At 63.4% G+C, this 13,370-nt stretch carries 13 protein-coding genes; 7 read left to right on the top strand and 6 right to left on the bottom strand.

The features are described 5' to 3' along the window. The first annotated feature begins 136 nt into the window (after positions 1-136). On the top strand, positions 137-1,420 hold the full coding sequence (locus tag C0Z18_RS08495; protein WP_408646978.1) for an amino acid deaminase: 1,284 nt from the start codon (positions 137-139) through the stop codon (positions 1,418-1,420). Positions 1,421-1,490: 70 nt separating this feature from the next. Here the strand turns inward: C0Z18_RS08495 and C0Z18_RS08500 are convergent, their stop codons facing one another. Further along, positions 1,491-2,006 (bottom strand): MarR family winged helix-turn-helix transcriptional regulator, encoded by a 516-nt coding sequence (locus C0Z18_RS08500; RefSeq protein ID WP_102644952.1) that lies wholly within the window; start codon positions 2,004-2,006, stop codon positions 1,491-1,493. Between the two features lie 26 nt (positions 2,007-2,032). Beyond that, a complete protein-coding gene (locus tag C0Z18_RS08505; RefSeq protein WP_102645070.1) occupies positions 2,033-3,628 on the bottom strand; it encodes an MDR family MFS transporter in 1,596 nt (531 codons plus the stop codon). A 136-nt stretch (positions 3,629-3,764) separates the two neighbouring features. Between C0Z18_RS08505 and C0Z18_RS08510 the strand changes: the two genes are divergently transcribed. After that, positions 3,765-4,649 carry an EcsC family protein gene (locus C0Z18_RS08510; RefSeq protein WP_102644953.1) on the top strand — a complete coding sequence of 295 codons (885 nt, stop codon included), beginning with the start codon at positions 3,765-3,767 and terminating at the stop codon, positions 4,647-4,649. On the opposite strand, the gene C0Z18_RS08515 is transcribed toward C0Z18_RS08510, so the two are convergent. The 4 genes from C0Z18_RS08515 to C0Z18_RS08530 form a co-directional block, all read right to left on the bottom strand. After that, complete coding sequence (locus tag C0Z18_RS08515) at positions 4,595-5,557, bottom strand: alpha/beta hydrolase (RefSeq protein WP_102644954.1); 963 nt, start codon at positions 5,555-5,557, stop codon at positions 4,595-4,597. The genes C0Z18_RS08510 and C0Z18_RS08515 overlap by 55 nt on opposite strands. A 144-nt stretch (positions 5,558-5,701) precedes the next feature. Further along, positions 5,702-6,136, bottom strand: coding sequence for a CHRD domain-containing protein (locus C0Z18_RS08520; protein WP_102644955.1), 435 nt, complete (start codon positions 6,134-6,136; stop codon positions 5,702-5,704). Positions 6,137-6,264: 128 nt separating this feature from the next. Then, positions 6,265-6,657, bottom strand: a complete 393-nt coding sequence (locus tag C0Z18_RS08525) for a surface-adhesin E family protein (RefSeq protein ID WP_102644956.1) — start codon at positions 6,655-6,657, stop codon at positions 6,265-6,267. Positions 6,658-6,883: 226 nt separating this feature from the next. Further along, a complete protein-coding gene (locus C0Z18_RS08530; protein WP_102645071.1) occupies positions 6,884-7,555 on the bottom strand; it encodes a lytic transglycosylase domain-containing protein in 672 nt (223 codons plus the stop codon). Positions 7,556-7,757: 202 nt separating this feature from the next. On the opposite strand from C0Z18_RS08530, the gene C0Z18_RS08535 reads away from it, so the two are divergent. The 5 genes from C0Z18_RS08535 to C0Z18_RS08555 all read left to right on the top strand — a co-directional run bounded on the left by C0Z18_RS08535 (position 7,758) and on the right by C0Z18_RS08555 (position 13,246). Then, on the top strand, positions 7,758-8,366 hold the full coding sequence (locus tag C0Z18_RS08535; RefSeq protein WP_102644957.1) for a phosphatase PAP2 family protein: 609 nt from the start codon (positions 7,758-7,760) through the stop codon (positions 8,364-8,366). 482 nt (positions 8,367-8,848) lie between these two features. After that, positions 8,849-9,940 (top strand): ATP-grasp fold amidoligase family protein, encoded by a 1,092-nt coding sequence (locus C0Z18_RS08540; protein WP_233217238.1) that lies wholly within the window; start codon positions 8,849-8,851, stop codon positions 9,938-9,940. 2 nt (positions 9,941-9,942) lie between these two features. After that, a complete protein-coding gene (locus tag C0Z18_RS08545) occupies positions 9,943-10,743 on the top strand; it encodes a DUF6875 domain-containing protein (RefSeq protein WP_146013972.1) in 801 nt (266 codons plus the stop codon). A gap of 105 nt (positions 10,744-10,848) precedes the next feature. Beyond that, complete coding sequence (locus C0Z18_RS08550; protein ID WP_102644959.1) at positions 10,849-11,886, top strand: methyltransferase; 1,038 nt, start codon at positions 10,849-10,851, stop codon at positions 11,884-11,886. 547 nt (positions 11,887-12,433) lie between these two features. Then, positions 12,434-13,246: a DUF2167 domain-containing protein gene (locus tag C0Z18_RS08555; protein WP_158244213.1), complete on the top strand. Its 813-nt coding sequence runs from the start codon at positions 12,434-12,436 to the stop codon at positions 13,244-13,246. The last annotated feature ends 124 nt before the right edge of the window (positions 13,247-13,370 follow it).

The following is a 13,370-nucleotide window of genomic DNA, read 5'->3' on the forward strand; positions in this document are numbered from 1 at the left end:
GCGCAGAAGGGGCGGTCGGCCGCGCGAGGATGCGGCGGCACCGGCTTGCCGAGAATCGTACTCGCAGTTTCTGTACTATGGGAGTTCGAACGTCGGCACGAACGCCGTCGCATGACGAAACCAGGGGACGACACCGATGACATTGACGATGACGAGCTACACGGCGGCCTGCATCGACCCGCTCGGCAAGGGCTTGGGCATGGTGCCGAGCACGAGCGTACCGCTCGAGGCGGCCAGAAACCTCGAATGGAATCTGCTCGCCGAGGACGTCAGCTTGCCGGCCGCCGTCCTGTACGCGGACCGGATCGAGCACAATTTGCGATGGATGCAAGACTTCGTCACCGAATACGGGTTGAAGTTCGCGCCGCACGGTAAGACGACGATGGCGCCGCAACTGTTTCGCAGACAGATCGAAACGGGCGCCTGGGGCATCACCCTCGCCACGGCGCATCAAACGCGCGCGGCCTACCATGGCGGCATCGAGCGCGTACTGATGGCGAACCAGCTCGTCGGCCGGCAAAACATGGCGATGATCGCCGAGCTCTTGTCCGATCCCGACTTCGAATTTTTCTGCCTCGTCGATTCGACCGACGGGGTCGAGCAGCTCGGTACGTTCTTCAAGGCTGCCGGCCGCCGGCTGCAAGTGCTGATCGAGTTGGGCGTGCCGGGTGGACGAACGGGCGTGCGCGACGACGCGCAACTCGACGCGGTACTGGCGGCGATCGCTCGCCATGAGGGCACGCTCGTGTTGGCGGGCATCGAACTCTACGAAGGCGTGCTGGCCGACGAGCAAGCCGTGCGCGCGTTTTTGCGCCGAGCCGTAGCCGCGACGCAAACGCTCGCACGCGATGGGCGATTCGGGCGCACTCCGGCGATCTTGTCGGGCGCGGGTTCAGCCTGGTACGACGTCGTCGCCGAGGAATTCGCCGCCGAATCGAAGGCGGGCGCGATCGAAGTGGTGTTGCGTCCCGGCTGCTATCTGACGCACGACGTCGGCATCTACAAGAGGGCGCAAAGCGAGATCCTCGCGCGCAACCCGATCGCGAGAAAGATGGGCGAGGCCCTATTGCCCGCGCTGCAACTGTGGGCGTACGTGCAGTCGATTCCCGAACCGGACCGCGCGATCGTCGGTTTCGGCAAACGCGACGCGGCCTTCGATGCGGGCATGCCCGTTCCGGCACGCCATTACCGGCCCGGCAGCGACGCGCCGCGCGAAGTCGCCCCGAGCGAGGGGTGGGAAGTGACGGGGATGATGGACCAGCACGCCTATCTGCGGATCGTGCCGGGCGCCGATCTGAAAGTGGGCGACATGTTGGCCTTCGACATCTCGCACCCGTGCCTCACGTTCGACAAATGGCGCCAGTTGCTGATCGTCGACGACCGCTACCGCGTCACGGAAGTGGTCGAGACGTTTTTTTAATGCGCCTTCTCGCGCAACGGGCGCACGGCTCGAGCCGCGGAGGCTTGCGGCGCGGATAGAGCCGGGTATTTCATCGCCGGTGAACCGCCGGGGCCGGGGCGGGACCACCGCCCTCGCCGCCCTCGCCGCTTGGGTTCGCGGCGCCGGGTCCGGGCGGCGCGGAGCCCGCCACTTCACCAATACGCGCCTCGAGCTTGGCCAAGGCATCCGATAACGCCGACAACGCATCGTCGGGCAGCGCCCCCATCGTTTCGAGCAAGAATGCGTTGCGTTGCGGCAAGCTCGCATCGACCTCATGCCGCCCTTCGTTCGTCAGCCGGACGTTCGTGATGCGGTTATCGCGCGCGTCGATGCTGCGCGCGATCCATCCGAGCGCCTCGAGCGATTTCAACTGGCGCGTTAGCGCGCCCGGATCGATACGCAACCGTTCGACGAGCCGTTTTTGCGACCACTCGCCATCGGCCTCCGTCAACGCCAGCAAGATGCGCCAGCGCGGCATCGCATGACCCACTTGCGCTTCGAACGCCGACATGAACGAGCGATAAGTTCGGCCGAATTGCTGAACGATCGCGATGTAGTCTTCCATGATGCAACCTTTGTTCTTTACCTGCCCTATTCTGCCGCAGGCACGGGCTCGCCCCGGCGGGTGATGCTCACGTGCGGGACGCTAGCGCACCGCCAGAGCGCGAGAAGCGCAACGACGGCCGCCACGGCGAGGCTCGCGTGAATCGCCGTGACGAGCGACACGCGCGCTTGCTCCAGCAGCGCGGCGCCGTTATGGCCCGCATGGGCGAGCGACGCGAGCAGCTCATGTTGGGCGTCTTGGTTCACGAGGATTTGCGGATCGCGCATGGTCGTCCACCACTGGATGGCATTCGAACTCGTGAGGGCGTCGCGCACGCCGCGCGCGTACAAGTGGGTGATGAGCGTACCCGTCACGGCCGCCCCGAACATGCCGCCGATCATTCGCAGCGATTGGAGCAGCGCCGTGGCGATGCCCAGGTGCTCGCGGCCCGCCGTTTCCTGGGCGAACACGGTCAAGTTGGGCAGCAGGAAGCCGAGCCCCACGCCGGCCAGCACCATGAGCCCCATCAACAGCGGGTGGGGCATCGAACGCGTAGCCAGCGCCGTACCGATGCAAGCGCATGCCAACAGCGCGCAGCCGACATAGAGCATGGCGTTCGGACGGCGGATGCGCGTCACGATGCGGCCGTTCAAAATGCTGCCGATCGTAATGAAAACGACGAGCGGGGTGATGAGCACGCCCGCGTCTTTCGGCGAGAGCCCGAAGCCGCCTTGCAACAGCAGCGGCGCGTAAAAAATCAGCGAGAACATCGAGTATCCGCCGAGCACCGACAACGTGAAGAGCGCGGCGAGGCTCCGATTGGCGAACATGTCGAGCGGCAAGATTGGCTGCGCGGCGCGCTGTTCCCACTTCCAGAGCGCCACGGCCGAGACGGCCGCCGCAACGCCCAACGCGGCGACCCCACGCGAGAGCCCGTGCTGCGACAGCGATTCGACGAGCAATTGCAGCGAACCGAGCGCCACCGCGATCAACAGCGAACCGGGCCAGTCGAGCCGCATCTTGCCGCGCGCCGCGATGTGACGGACATGCGGCAAATAACGCCATACGAAGACGAGCGAGAGCAGCCCGACCGGCAGGTTCACATAGAAGGCCGACCGCCAGCCGTAGTACTGCGTGAGAAACCCGCCGAGCGAGGGCCCTATCGCATTGGCGATGCCGAACGCCGAACTCATGAGCACCTGCCAACGCAAACGCACGACCGAGTCGGGAAACAAATCGGGAATACACGCGAAGGCGGTGCCGACGAGCATGCCGCCGCCGATGCCTTGCAGAGCGCGCGCAATCACGAGGAAGAGCATGCTATTGGCCGCGCCGCACAGTACCGACGCGCCGGTAAAGACCACGATCGACGCAATGACGAACGGCTTGCGCCCGAAATAATCGCCAAGGCGCCCGAAGATCGGCACGGTGATGACGGAAGTCAGCAGGTAGGACGTCGCCACCCAGGCGTAGAGCTCGAAGCCTCGCAACTCGGCGACTATCGTCGGCAAAGCCGTGCCGACGACGGTCTGGTCGAACGCGACCAGCATGGTGACGAAGGAGATCCCGAGCATGGCGAGCAGCGACTCTCGGAACGGCAGAAGCTGCCCACGCGAGTGATGAGCGGCGGTATGGACGGCCATTTTTTGAGGATGCAATCGTTGATACGTCAAAGAATCGGCAAATGATAGCATGGGCGCATAGAACTTGCTGAATGATGCTCCGCTCCATCGGTGCGCATTTCAACGCTTCTTTTCTCTTCGTCAGCCAACTAGCAAAATGGAACCGATCCCTATCGCAACGTCATCGATCACCGAGGCCGATCGGGCCGCCTTGGCGGCGGCTAAGCAGGCGCTCGAAAGAGAGCCGCTGGCGATGAAGCTGGCGAGCGCCGTCGGTATGCCGATCGAGCGATTGCTGGCCCGGCTGCCGGCTTACGCGCACGACACGATCGCGGACGCCACGCGCCGCGCGTTGGATGCCAGTTTGCGTACCGCGCTCGCGACGCTCGGCACACCGCAGGCGGCGGCGATCGAAAGCGACACGGCCGCCCCGCATCCCATGCGCAGGACCAAGGCGCGCGACTGGCTCCATAAAGTGGCCGTTGCGACGACGGGTGCCGCCGGCGGGGCCTTCGGCCTCATCGCGCTACCGGCTGAACTGCCGGTCACGACGACGCTCATGTTCCGCTCCATCTGCGATATCGCGCGTAGCGAAGGCGAGGATCTGAGCGATGCCCATGCGCGGCTGCAATGCCTGGCCGTATTCGGAATGGGAAGGAGCACGCAAGACGAAGAAGCGGACTTCGGCTACTTCATCGCCCGCGGCGCGCTGGCGCAGGCGATCTCCAAAGCATCGTCGGAATTGGCGAGCAAGGGCGTCGCGGCGCACGGCGCGCCCGCGCTCATGCGCTTGATGAACGTGATCGCGGCCCGTTTTTCCGCTCAGGTGAGCGAGCAGATCGCCGCGAAATCGATTCCCGCGATCGGCGCCGTGCTCGGTGCCGCCGTCAATACGGTGTTCATCGACCACTTCCAGCAGACGGCGCACGGGCATTTCGCCGTTCGGCGTCTCGAGCGGCGCTACGGCACGCCGGCCGTGCAAGCCGCTTATCGCGCCATGGACTCGGCGCCGACCGCGCCGGGGGCACGCTCACGCGCGTGAGTTCGCATGAATTGCGTCGCCCGCTCGAGCGCCTGCTTCGCCTCGGGCACGAAGGGCGTCCACAGATGCCATACGTGCGGCAGTTCCGGCCAGATCTCGCACTGAACGGCGACACCTGCCTCGCGGGCGCGCTCGGCCACGCGCCGTGTATCGTCGAGCAGTACCTCGGTACTGCTCACCTGGATCAACAGCGGCGGCAAGCCGGCCAAATCGGCGTACAGCGGGGAAAGATAGGGATGCGTCGGATCGGCGCCGCCGATATAAAACTTCGCCGCGCGCCCGATCGCGGCCCCGCAAAACATTGGATCGATGCCGTCGTTGGACTCGAGCGTGCCGCCCGTGGCCGCCAGATCCGTCCACGGCGAGAACAGTACGCCCGCGGCCGGCAACGGATCGCCGGCATCGCGCAGCGCGACCAGCGTCGCCAAGGCGAGCCCGCCCCCGGCGGAATCGCCCGCGACGACGATCGAATCGGCGGGAATGTCATGCGCCAGCAAGCGGCGATAGGCGGCCAGTGCGTCGTCGAGCGCCGCGGGAAACGGGTGCTCGGGCGCGAGCCGGTAATCGAGCGAGAACGTGCGGGCCCCGGAGCGCGACGCGAGTTCGAAGACGAGCGCACGATGCGAGGCCAGCGAGCAAAAGTAATAGCCGCCGCCGTGGCAGTACAGGATCGTGCGCGCGGGCGATCGATTGGCCAAATCGTCGGCTCGCTCCAACCATTCCCCGCGCAGCGGCGCATCGGAGGGTGACGAGCGCTCGGTCAACCGCCAGCCCCGGGGTACTTTCGGCCGCCGGATACGGGCCGTTGCATGAACGCGCGCGCGCTCGACGCTCACATGCGGCTTGAGCGTTTCAGGCCGAAATTGTTTCTTGAGCAACCAACAGGCGACGGCGCTTTGCCAGCTCATCGCGACACACTCCATGGATATCTAGGCCCAGACGTAATCGCCATGGTACGTCCCTGCCGGAGTGCATGGGGCAAAGCCGGAGCGGACTGTGCGCGATAACACACGAGGCACACGAGGCGCACCGCCCGCACGCCGTCGAATCGATCAGTTGGCCGGAACGACCTGCCCGCGAATTTCGCCGCTCGGATTGGCCGCGGTATGGACGTTGAAGTACCACTTGCCGTTCATCAACTCGTCGGCCTGCGCATCCGTGAGCGTCTTCTCGCCTTCGATCGGGCTCGCGAGCTTATCCTTCGGGATGCCGACCTGGACGCCGGCGTTTTGTCCAACGGGCGCGGGGCCATGGAAGTGAGCCATCGTCGCGGGCCCCGATAGGCCCTCGTACGTCACCTGCCACTTGAGATCTTTCGATGCCGTATCGAACGTTGCCCGCAACGCGCCATGACCTTTGGACGTCTTGGGCGGAACCTCGCTCGAAGGCTCGAGATCGGCCTTCAGCGTCACCGTGTCCGCGAACGCGGCACCGGCCGCCACTGCCCACAACAGAACGGCCACATTCAGCTTCCGCATAACATGCATCTTGCTCTCCTGTTTGTTTAGGCCGCCTGTGCGAACAAGTTCCGCACCCTACTTGCGGCGGTTTCACATACTAGAGCAAGTTCGACATCGTCGTGCGGCAGCGGCGCACCGGGGAAAACGCGTCAGCCTCAGCAGACCTTGCGAAACATGATGTCGACGACCGTTCCGGGGCTCACCGCCACCCAGGCCGAATCGACCGAGCGCAGTACGCCGGCCGGCGAGCCGTCCGCGGCGAGATAGTGCGTGTCGAGCGCGCGCCATTGCTTGCCGGCGCAGTCGATCTGATAACGGGTGACCGATACGGACACCGGGGCGCTTGCGCCGGGCATTAACGACGATGCCTTCCACGTGGTCTTCGCGGTGTATTCGATGTACCCGTCGGAATCGGTTGCAATGCTGTCGGTATCGACGGCATAGGCCAAATCGCTGGCGCTTTTCAGGGGTGTCCATTGCGTGGCGTCGGCGTAGACGACGGAACCAAGCGCAACGGTAAAGACGATCAAAGGGCGGAGCCAATTCATGTTTTGTTTCCTAACGTTCGGAATGGCCCAGCTTTGCGAAAGCGCTAATTATTTTGGTGTCCTGCATATTTTTCCGCACGACGACTGAGATTCTAGCAGAGCATACCGCTCGCGCACCGCCGAAAATCTCGTCAATCCGGCCGTCGTGGCGCAAATTGCAGGACAGAGCTAAACGAACGGAGACGGTACGCGCCGGCTGCCTTGCCGATTACAGGACATACGCCTGTCATTGAGCGGCCGAAGCACCGGTCGCGGCGCTCGCCGTATCGACCATTTCGAAGTCCTTGGCGCGCAGGCTGACCTTGCGTGCATAGGCGGTGGAACCGCCGTAGCTCTTCAGCGCGGCGCCGACATCGCCGCGAGCGGATTCCAAGTAGCCGTGCAAGATCGCGGAGCCGGCCTCGATGTTCGTGACCGGTTCGGTCAAGTCGAGGTTTTTGACGAGCCGCCTATGGGCCGCGGGCACGACTTGCATCAGTCCCGTCGCGCCGTTTCTGCCGCGCGCATGGTCTTGGAAGCGTGATTCGATGGAGATGATCGCGAGCACGAGCGCCGGCGGCAGCGAGTATTTCGATGCGGACGTCATGACGGCAGCGGAAATCTGCTCCGCCTTCGCGCGCGCAAGTCCGAACTTGCGCGTGAGCATCTCTCGGATGCGATGGACCTGCCCCGCTCCCGCTGCGCTGGCCGAGGCATCGGATGCGTCCGATGCGGCCGCGGCCACCGGCACTACCGATTGCCCTGGCGCTGTGGCGTTTTGCAAAGCCGACGCTTCGCTCGGCGCGCTCGCGGCCGCGATGGCCGTTCCCGTGAGCGCGCGTGATGGTTCGGACTCCTGCGCATTGGCGGACGCGGCAAGACCGAACGAGATCAGCAACGCACAAAAGAGTCGAGTCATCAGGCACTTAGGCGAAAAGGGGTGCGCCGAATTATAGCGGTACATTTGCGCCCTTTCAGGGGCCCGATTAAATTCGTCAGTCGATTAAAAGCGGGGCGTGCCCTGGGTTCCGGAAGGCCCCGCGCGGCGGCCGACGCAATTTAAGGCAGTGTTAAGGAACCAGGTTCGACAATCGGCGCCTTGTCTTTACGATGGCGTCCTCATGTCACCGAACGAACTGGAACTCTTGAACCGCGCGCTGTTTCTCGCCATCGACGCGACGCCGGCCACGCCGGCCTGGTGCATCGCCGTCGCCTCGTTCGTCGCCAATGGTTTGATCTGGTCGGTCCCGCTGATATTGATCGCCCTTTGGTTATCGGCCGATCCGGAACGGCGCGAAGCCGCACTGCAAGCGTGTGGACTCGCGCTGGCCGCCCTCGGCGTGAACCAGGCGATCGGCTTGATGTGGCAGCACCCCAGGCCCTTCATGATCGGCCTCGGCCACACGTTCTTAGCGCACGCGCCCGATTCGTCGTTTCCGAGCGACCATGCGACGGTATTCGCCGCGATCACCATCGTCCTGTTCGCCCGGCGTATGAAACGCCTCGGCACCGTAACCCTCGTAGGCGGCTTGGCGGTGGCCTGGGCTCGGGTCTTTCTCGGCGTGCACTTCCCGCTCGATATGATCGGCGCCGTCTGCGTCGCGCTGGCCGTTCACGCCCTCCTCTCCCCCGTATGGACACGCGTCGGGCCGTCGCTCACGCAGTGGGCCGTCGCCGCTCATCGGCGGGTACTCGCGACGCCGATTCGGCGCGGCTGGCTACGCCCCTGAGTGAGTCATCGCCCGAGGCACGATTCGTGCAAATGCGCGCACCGGGGTGCGCTTCGCGCGAACCGCGCTGCTCGAACAAGCCGTCTCGGCACCTTTCCCCGGGCGCGTCCATGCGGGCCCTATCCCGAGCCGCCGCGCCGCGCTCTGGTCGTGAGCGCAACAATCATCCGATGCATCCAACGCATGCGACGAACGACGCGAGCTTGCTCTCGATGCAAGCTTGTCCATGGGGCTTTTTCCCTCGTTTAATGGCCTTTTAAACCCGGCCTATTCCGCCAGTGTTAATGAGTAAAAAGCCTAAGCAAATGCCCTTTTCTGTAAGCAGAGTTTTCTATACAACAGCCCGTCGAATAACCACGGCATAAAACGCCAAACCTTCCCGACTTCCGGCTCCCCGCATTGCTCCCCCTCATGGGCAATGGTTCCATCACGTCTACGGATCACCGACCTAAAGACGCGCATCGAAGACGCGGGGATAGACCATGTCTAACGTAGTGAAAACCGATCAGCCGCTCGACCAAGCCGGCTGCGATGGAGCGGCGCTGTTGCTGCACACACCCGTTTTAGCCGGGCGAGAGGTCTGTATCGAAGCATCTAGCGCGGCAATCATGAACAAGCGAGACGATGCCGCGCGGCAGGCCGCCGCGTGGATCAACAAAGGCATGCGCGGCGTGTGGCGTGTGCTCAAGCGGTGGGTCCCCGACGAGATGTTCTTGCGGCTATCGCATCGACGTCACGTGGGACGCTATCCCAATCTTGCCGAGCCGAAAACGTTCAATGAATTCATCCTACATCGCTGCCTGCACCCCGATCCGCTATGGAGCGTACTGGCCGACAAGCTCGCCGTGCGCGAGTTCGTCAAACAGCGCATCGGCGAAGAGCATTTGATCCCGCTTATCGCCGTGCCCGAGGTGTTTACGGAAGAAGTCTTCGATTCGCTGCCGAACGCTTTCGTCATGAAGACGAACCATGGCTGCGCGTTCGTGAAGATCGTCGAAGACAAGCGTCGCACGTCGTTCAAGGAATTGGATCGACTCGCGCGACGGTGGCTCGCTCAAGACTACTATCGTTCCGCGCGTGAGCGACACTATCGTGCGATCAAACCGAGGCTGTACTTCGAGCAGTTGTTGGTGGATCGAGCCGGCAACATCCCCGCCGATCTAAAAATGAATATGTTCGGCCGCGACCATTCGGGGCCGCTCATTTATTCGGGCATCGTCTCCGATCGCTTCGGCACGCCGCATGGCGATGTCTTCGACGTGCATTGGAACCACCTCGACCTTGCCGTAGGCCACTACGCGCGCAGCAAAACTCCGCCGCCCAAACCGCCTCATTGGGACGAGATCGTCCGGCTCGCGACGCGCCTCGTCGACGGCCTCGGCTACGTGCGTCTCGATCTCTATGTACCCGACGGCGAGATTTATTTCGGAGAACTGACGTTTACGCCGGGCGCGGGCGTGTTTCCTTTTCACCCGGACCGCTACGACTACGAATGGGGGCAGTTGTTCAAGAACATGATCGAAGAAGACAGGCCGACCGATGACGAGGCATTCAAACAAAGCGCGCGAGTATGACGATGCAGACGACCGAAACGACCACGAACCAAGGTATCGCCCTCGGCACCTCAGCCGATCTTTCTCGTGCGCTTGCCGAGATCGAGCGAATGCTGACGCCCTCGACCGATATCGACGCCGTGACCGATGCGCGCGTGCGCGACACCTACGCCGCCGGCCTCGCATGGATGCAGCGCTTCATCATGCAGCCTCACCCGGACCTCGGGCGCAAAGGCGCGGTATGCCCATTCGCAAAACCATCGCATGAAGAACACGCGTTGCTGTTCAGCGCGTTCGACGCCGCCGGCATGCCGTTCGACACGTACATCGGCACGCTGATGCGTCTGCCGTATTTGTTCAAGCGCGTGGCAAAGGAGCGGCCCGAGCCGTCCGAGTTGCTCTCGCTCGCGGTGTATCCACTCGGCTTGAACGGCGAGGATCACTACAAGTTCATCGACTGCGCTCACATGATCTTGAAGCCGTTTTACATGGAGTGCGGCTTGATGCTCGGAGAGTTCCACCCGGCGAGCAACGTGCGGGGCGCGCATTCCGAAACGTTTCGACCGATGCGCTCGGACATGCCGGTGTTGGTTCTGCGCGCCATGGCGCTGCACGACGCACTGTTCATCGACGGCGCATCCACGCCTATCGGCATGCGCGTGCATGAGCTCGAATGCTACATGCGCTGGAACGCGCCACGCTTGTCCGCCGCGGAAAAGGAACGTGTCGCCGATCGTCTCGCGCAACGCAAGGCACAGCTCGCAGCCGTCGATGCCGTCGCACAGGCGGGAACGGACACGGCGGCACAGACGGCTGGCGCTTGAGGCGAGCGAGTCGAACAACGCATCGGGCCATCGACGGCCGATGCATCGGGTCGGCCGCGGACAGCGGCCAAAGAATTCGTAGGACAATCGAGGAGGGAGTGGGCAATGACTGCGACGGACGAACTTGCGTGGGACGAATGGCAAGCGCTTTGTGAAATGATGAACGGGTACATCAAGACGCAAGTGCTCTCCACGGCCTGCGATCTCGGCGTATTCGACGTCATCGAACGCGGCGCGACGATCGAGTCGCTCGCCAAACGGCTCGAGATCGATGAGCACGGCTGCCGCGTGCTGCTATTGGGCCTGAAGCAACTCAAACTCGTGAGCGTCAGCGAAACCGGCGCCATCACGAATGCACCGCTCACGCGCCGATGTCTGCTGCGTACTGCCGAGCAGTCGATGGTGCCGTTCGTCCACCTGAACGACAAGATTCAACACCGCGCGTGCTTGCATTTCACGCGTGCATTGCGCGAGGGCCGTAACGCGGGTCTCGATGAATTTCCCGGCGATGCGCCGACGCTATATGGCCGCATGGCCACCGATCCCGCGCTGGAGCGGTTGTTTCACGAGGGCATGGGCGCCTATACGCGACTCTCGCCACGCATGATGAAGGTCAGCGAATTCGGCGACGTTTCGATGCTTCTCGATCTAGGCGGTGGCGACGGCACGAACGCCATTCGGCTGTGCGAGCGCTATCCGTCGCTCATGGTGACGCTGGTCGATCTACCGTCCGTGATCGAGAAGGCACGCGCCAATATCGAGGCGAACGGACTATCCGATCGCGTGACGTGCGTCGCTGTCGATATGTTCTCCGATCCCTGGCCCGGCGGCTGCGACGGGGTCATCTTCTCGCACGTGCTCGAAATCTTTTCGCCCGAGAAGATTCAATTCCTGTACAAGAAGGCGCGGGATTACCTCGAACGCGACGGACAGCTTTTCGTGTGGTCGTTGATGTGCGACGACGACGAAGCCGGGGGCCTGCAATCGGTCAAATCCTCGCTTTACTTCGTCACGGTGGCTAGCGGCGAAGGCATGGCCTATCCCGTGCGCGATCACATCCGCTGGTTGAACGAAGCGGGTTTCAATACCGTGAACAAATACGATGCGCGCGCGATCGATCACTGTGCGCTGGTAGCGAGATAGGATGAGCCGTTAGTTACGATCGCGATTGAATCCAGCGAGGCCGTCCGCGCCTCGCTTCCCCGACGTGCGCAGTGATGGCACGCTCGCGGCCGGCTCCGGCCTTCTCTCACTTAGGCGCATCCAGTCTCTCGAGCACGCTCCAGGTATTTACCGCCCCGCCGTGGCGACGGCACCGTTGCTACCCCCCCCTTGATGGGTTGGGCGATGGTGAAACGCAAGGCCACTTATAATGCGGGCCGCGGGTCCAGCCACCGTCTAGGCCATAGACATTCCGATAAAAAGACGGGGCAAATGCCGTTGCGGCCCGCGTATAAGAAATTACCTGAGAGCGACAATGATAACGAACGACGTATCCGTAAGGAGTGCGGGTTGCTCCTTGCTGTTTCTGTGCTGCCTGCTATTTGGCTCCGCCGCGCATTCGGCGACGCACCCGGCGCCTCACGCCCGCGCTGCCGCGCCATCCGCTTCCTCTGCCTCGTTGCTCGTGCCGGCGGACACATCCATCCCGAGCGACGTTTGGAATGATCCTCGGTGGCAGCAGGGTCCGATGACAGCCCGACTCGGGAAAGTGGCTACGCTCGTCGTACCGCCGGGATATCGCTACCTGCCTCCGCTTCAAGCGGGCGCCGACGAGAGCGCATCGGATGCCGGCGAGACCGACTATGCCGCGAGCGATCAATCGAGCGACTCGCTGAGCGCCGTGATTGCCCCCGAAGACGGGAGTTGGACGACGCGCATCGCCGTTGCATACACGGCACATATCGATACGAGCGACCTCTATCTGGATCCCGATGACTTGGCGCGGACGATGCAAGTTCGCAGCAGCCCGTTCAATCCGTTGTCGCCGGCGTCCGCGCAATCCCTGCCCGACCTGGTCGAAATCAAATGGATACGCGCACCTCGATGGGACGGTGCGCGACACAAACTCGACTGGTTGTACGAGAACAAGACGACCGGTGCCCGAGGCGTGGATGACACGTCGTTTCTCAACGCCGCCGTATTGGGGCGGCGCTATACCGTTGCGATCCAAACCGAACTCGACGGCGCGGGCAGCAGCGAACGCGCGGCAGCGCTGCAAACGACGTTCGATAAGCTGGTCAGCGGTGTACGGTTCCGCGACATGGAGCGTTATGGCGCTTATCAATCGGGCGAGCCTACCGCAAAACTGAAGCTGACCGACTACATCACCGGGCCCGAAACCGACGATGAGAAAGCGTTCGACGACAAGGTGGCTCACGCCATTGGATTCGATTGGCGCGGGTTGGGTCTGCGGGTGCTGCCGCTCATGGGCTTGGCCGCCTTGGTATGGGGCCGCGCTCAGCGCAAAAAACAAACGAGGCGCGACGAGGCGGTGATGTGAGTCGCGGTTCGCGAGGGAGGCGAAGCGGCGCCGAGTGCCGGGCGATGATAACCCGGTCGACGTGCACCACCGCGTCGGCGATCGCGAATCCCCGCGACACGATTAAGCCAGCCTCATCTCGTCC

This window comes from Trinickia dabaoshanensis (assembly GCF_002879885.1).
Classification (GTDB): Bacteria; Pseudomonadota; Gammaproteobacteria; order Burkholderiales; family Burkholderiaceae; genus Trinickia; species Trinickia dabaoshanensis.

Bases quoted from the DNA above. Each gene is read 5' to 3' on its own strand.
- C0Z18_RS08495 (WP_408646978.1), top strand. From the start codon at position 137: ATGACATTGACGATGACGAGCTACACGGCGGCCTGCATCGACCCGCTC.
- C0Z18_RS08500 (WP_102644952.1), bottom strand. From the start codon at position 2,006: ATGGAAGACTACATCGCGATCGTTCAGCAATTCGGCCGAACTTATCGC.
- C0Z18_RS08505 (WP_102645070.1), bottom strand. From the start codon at position 3,628: ATGGCCGTCCATACCGCCGCTCATCACTCGCGTGGGCAGCTTCTGCCG.
- C0Z18_RS08510 (WP_102644953.1), top strand. From the start codon at position 3,765: ATGGAACCGATCCCTATCGCAACGTCATCGATCACCGAGGCCGATCGG.
- C0Z18_RS08515 (WP_102644954.1), bottom strand. From the start codon at position 5,557: ATGAGCTGGCAAAGCGCCGTCGCCTGTTGGTTGCTCAAGAAACAATTT.
- C0Z18_RS08520 (WP_102644955.1), bottom strand. From the start codon at position 6,136: ATGCATGTTATGCGGAAGCTGAATGTGGCCGTTCTGTTGTGGGCAGTG.
- C0Z18_RS08525 (WP_102644956.1), bottom strand. From the start codon at position 6,657: ATGAATTGGCTCCGCCCTTTGATCGTCTTTACCGTTGCGCTTGGTTCC.
- C0Z18_RS08530 (WP_102645071.1), bottom strand. From the start codon at position 7,555: ATGACTCGACTCTTTTGTGCGTTGCTGATCTCGTTCGGTCTTGCCGCG.
- C0Z18_RS08535 (WP_102644957.1), top strand. From the start codon at position 7,758: ATGTCACCGAACGAACTGGAACTCTTGAACCGCGCGCTGTTTCTCGCC.
- C0Z18_RS08540 (WP_233217238.1), top strand. From the start codon at position 8,849: ATGTCTAACGTAGTGAAAACCGATCAGCCGCTCGACCAAGCCGGCTGC.
- C0Z18_RS08545 (WP_146013972.1), top strand. From the start codon at position 9,943: ATGCAGACGACCGAAACGACCACGAACCAAGGTATCGCCCTCGGCACC.
- C0Z18_RS08550 (WP_102644959.1), top strand. From the start codon at position 10,849: ATGACTGCGACGGACGAACTTGCGTGGGACGAATGGCAAGCGCTTTGT.
- C0Z18_RS08555 (WP_158244213.1), top strand. From the start codon at position 12,434: ATGACAGCCCGACTCGGGAAAGTGGCTACGCTCGTCGTACCGCCGGGA.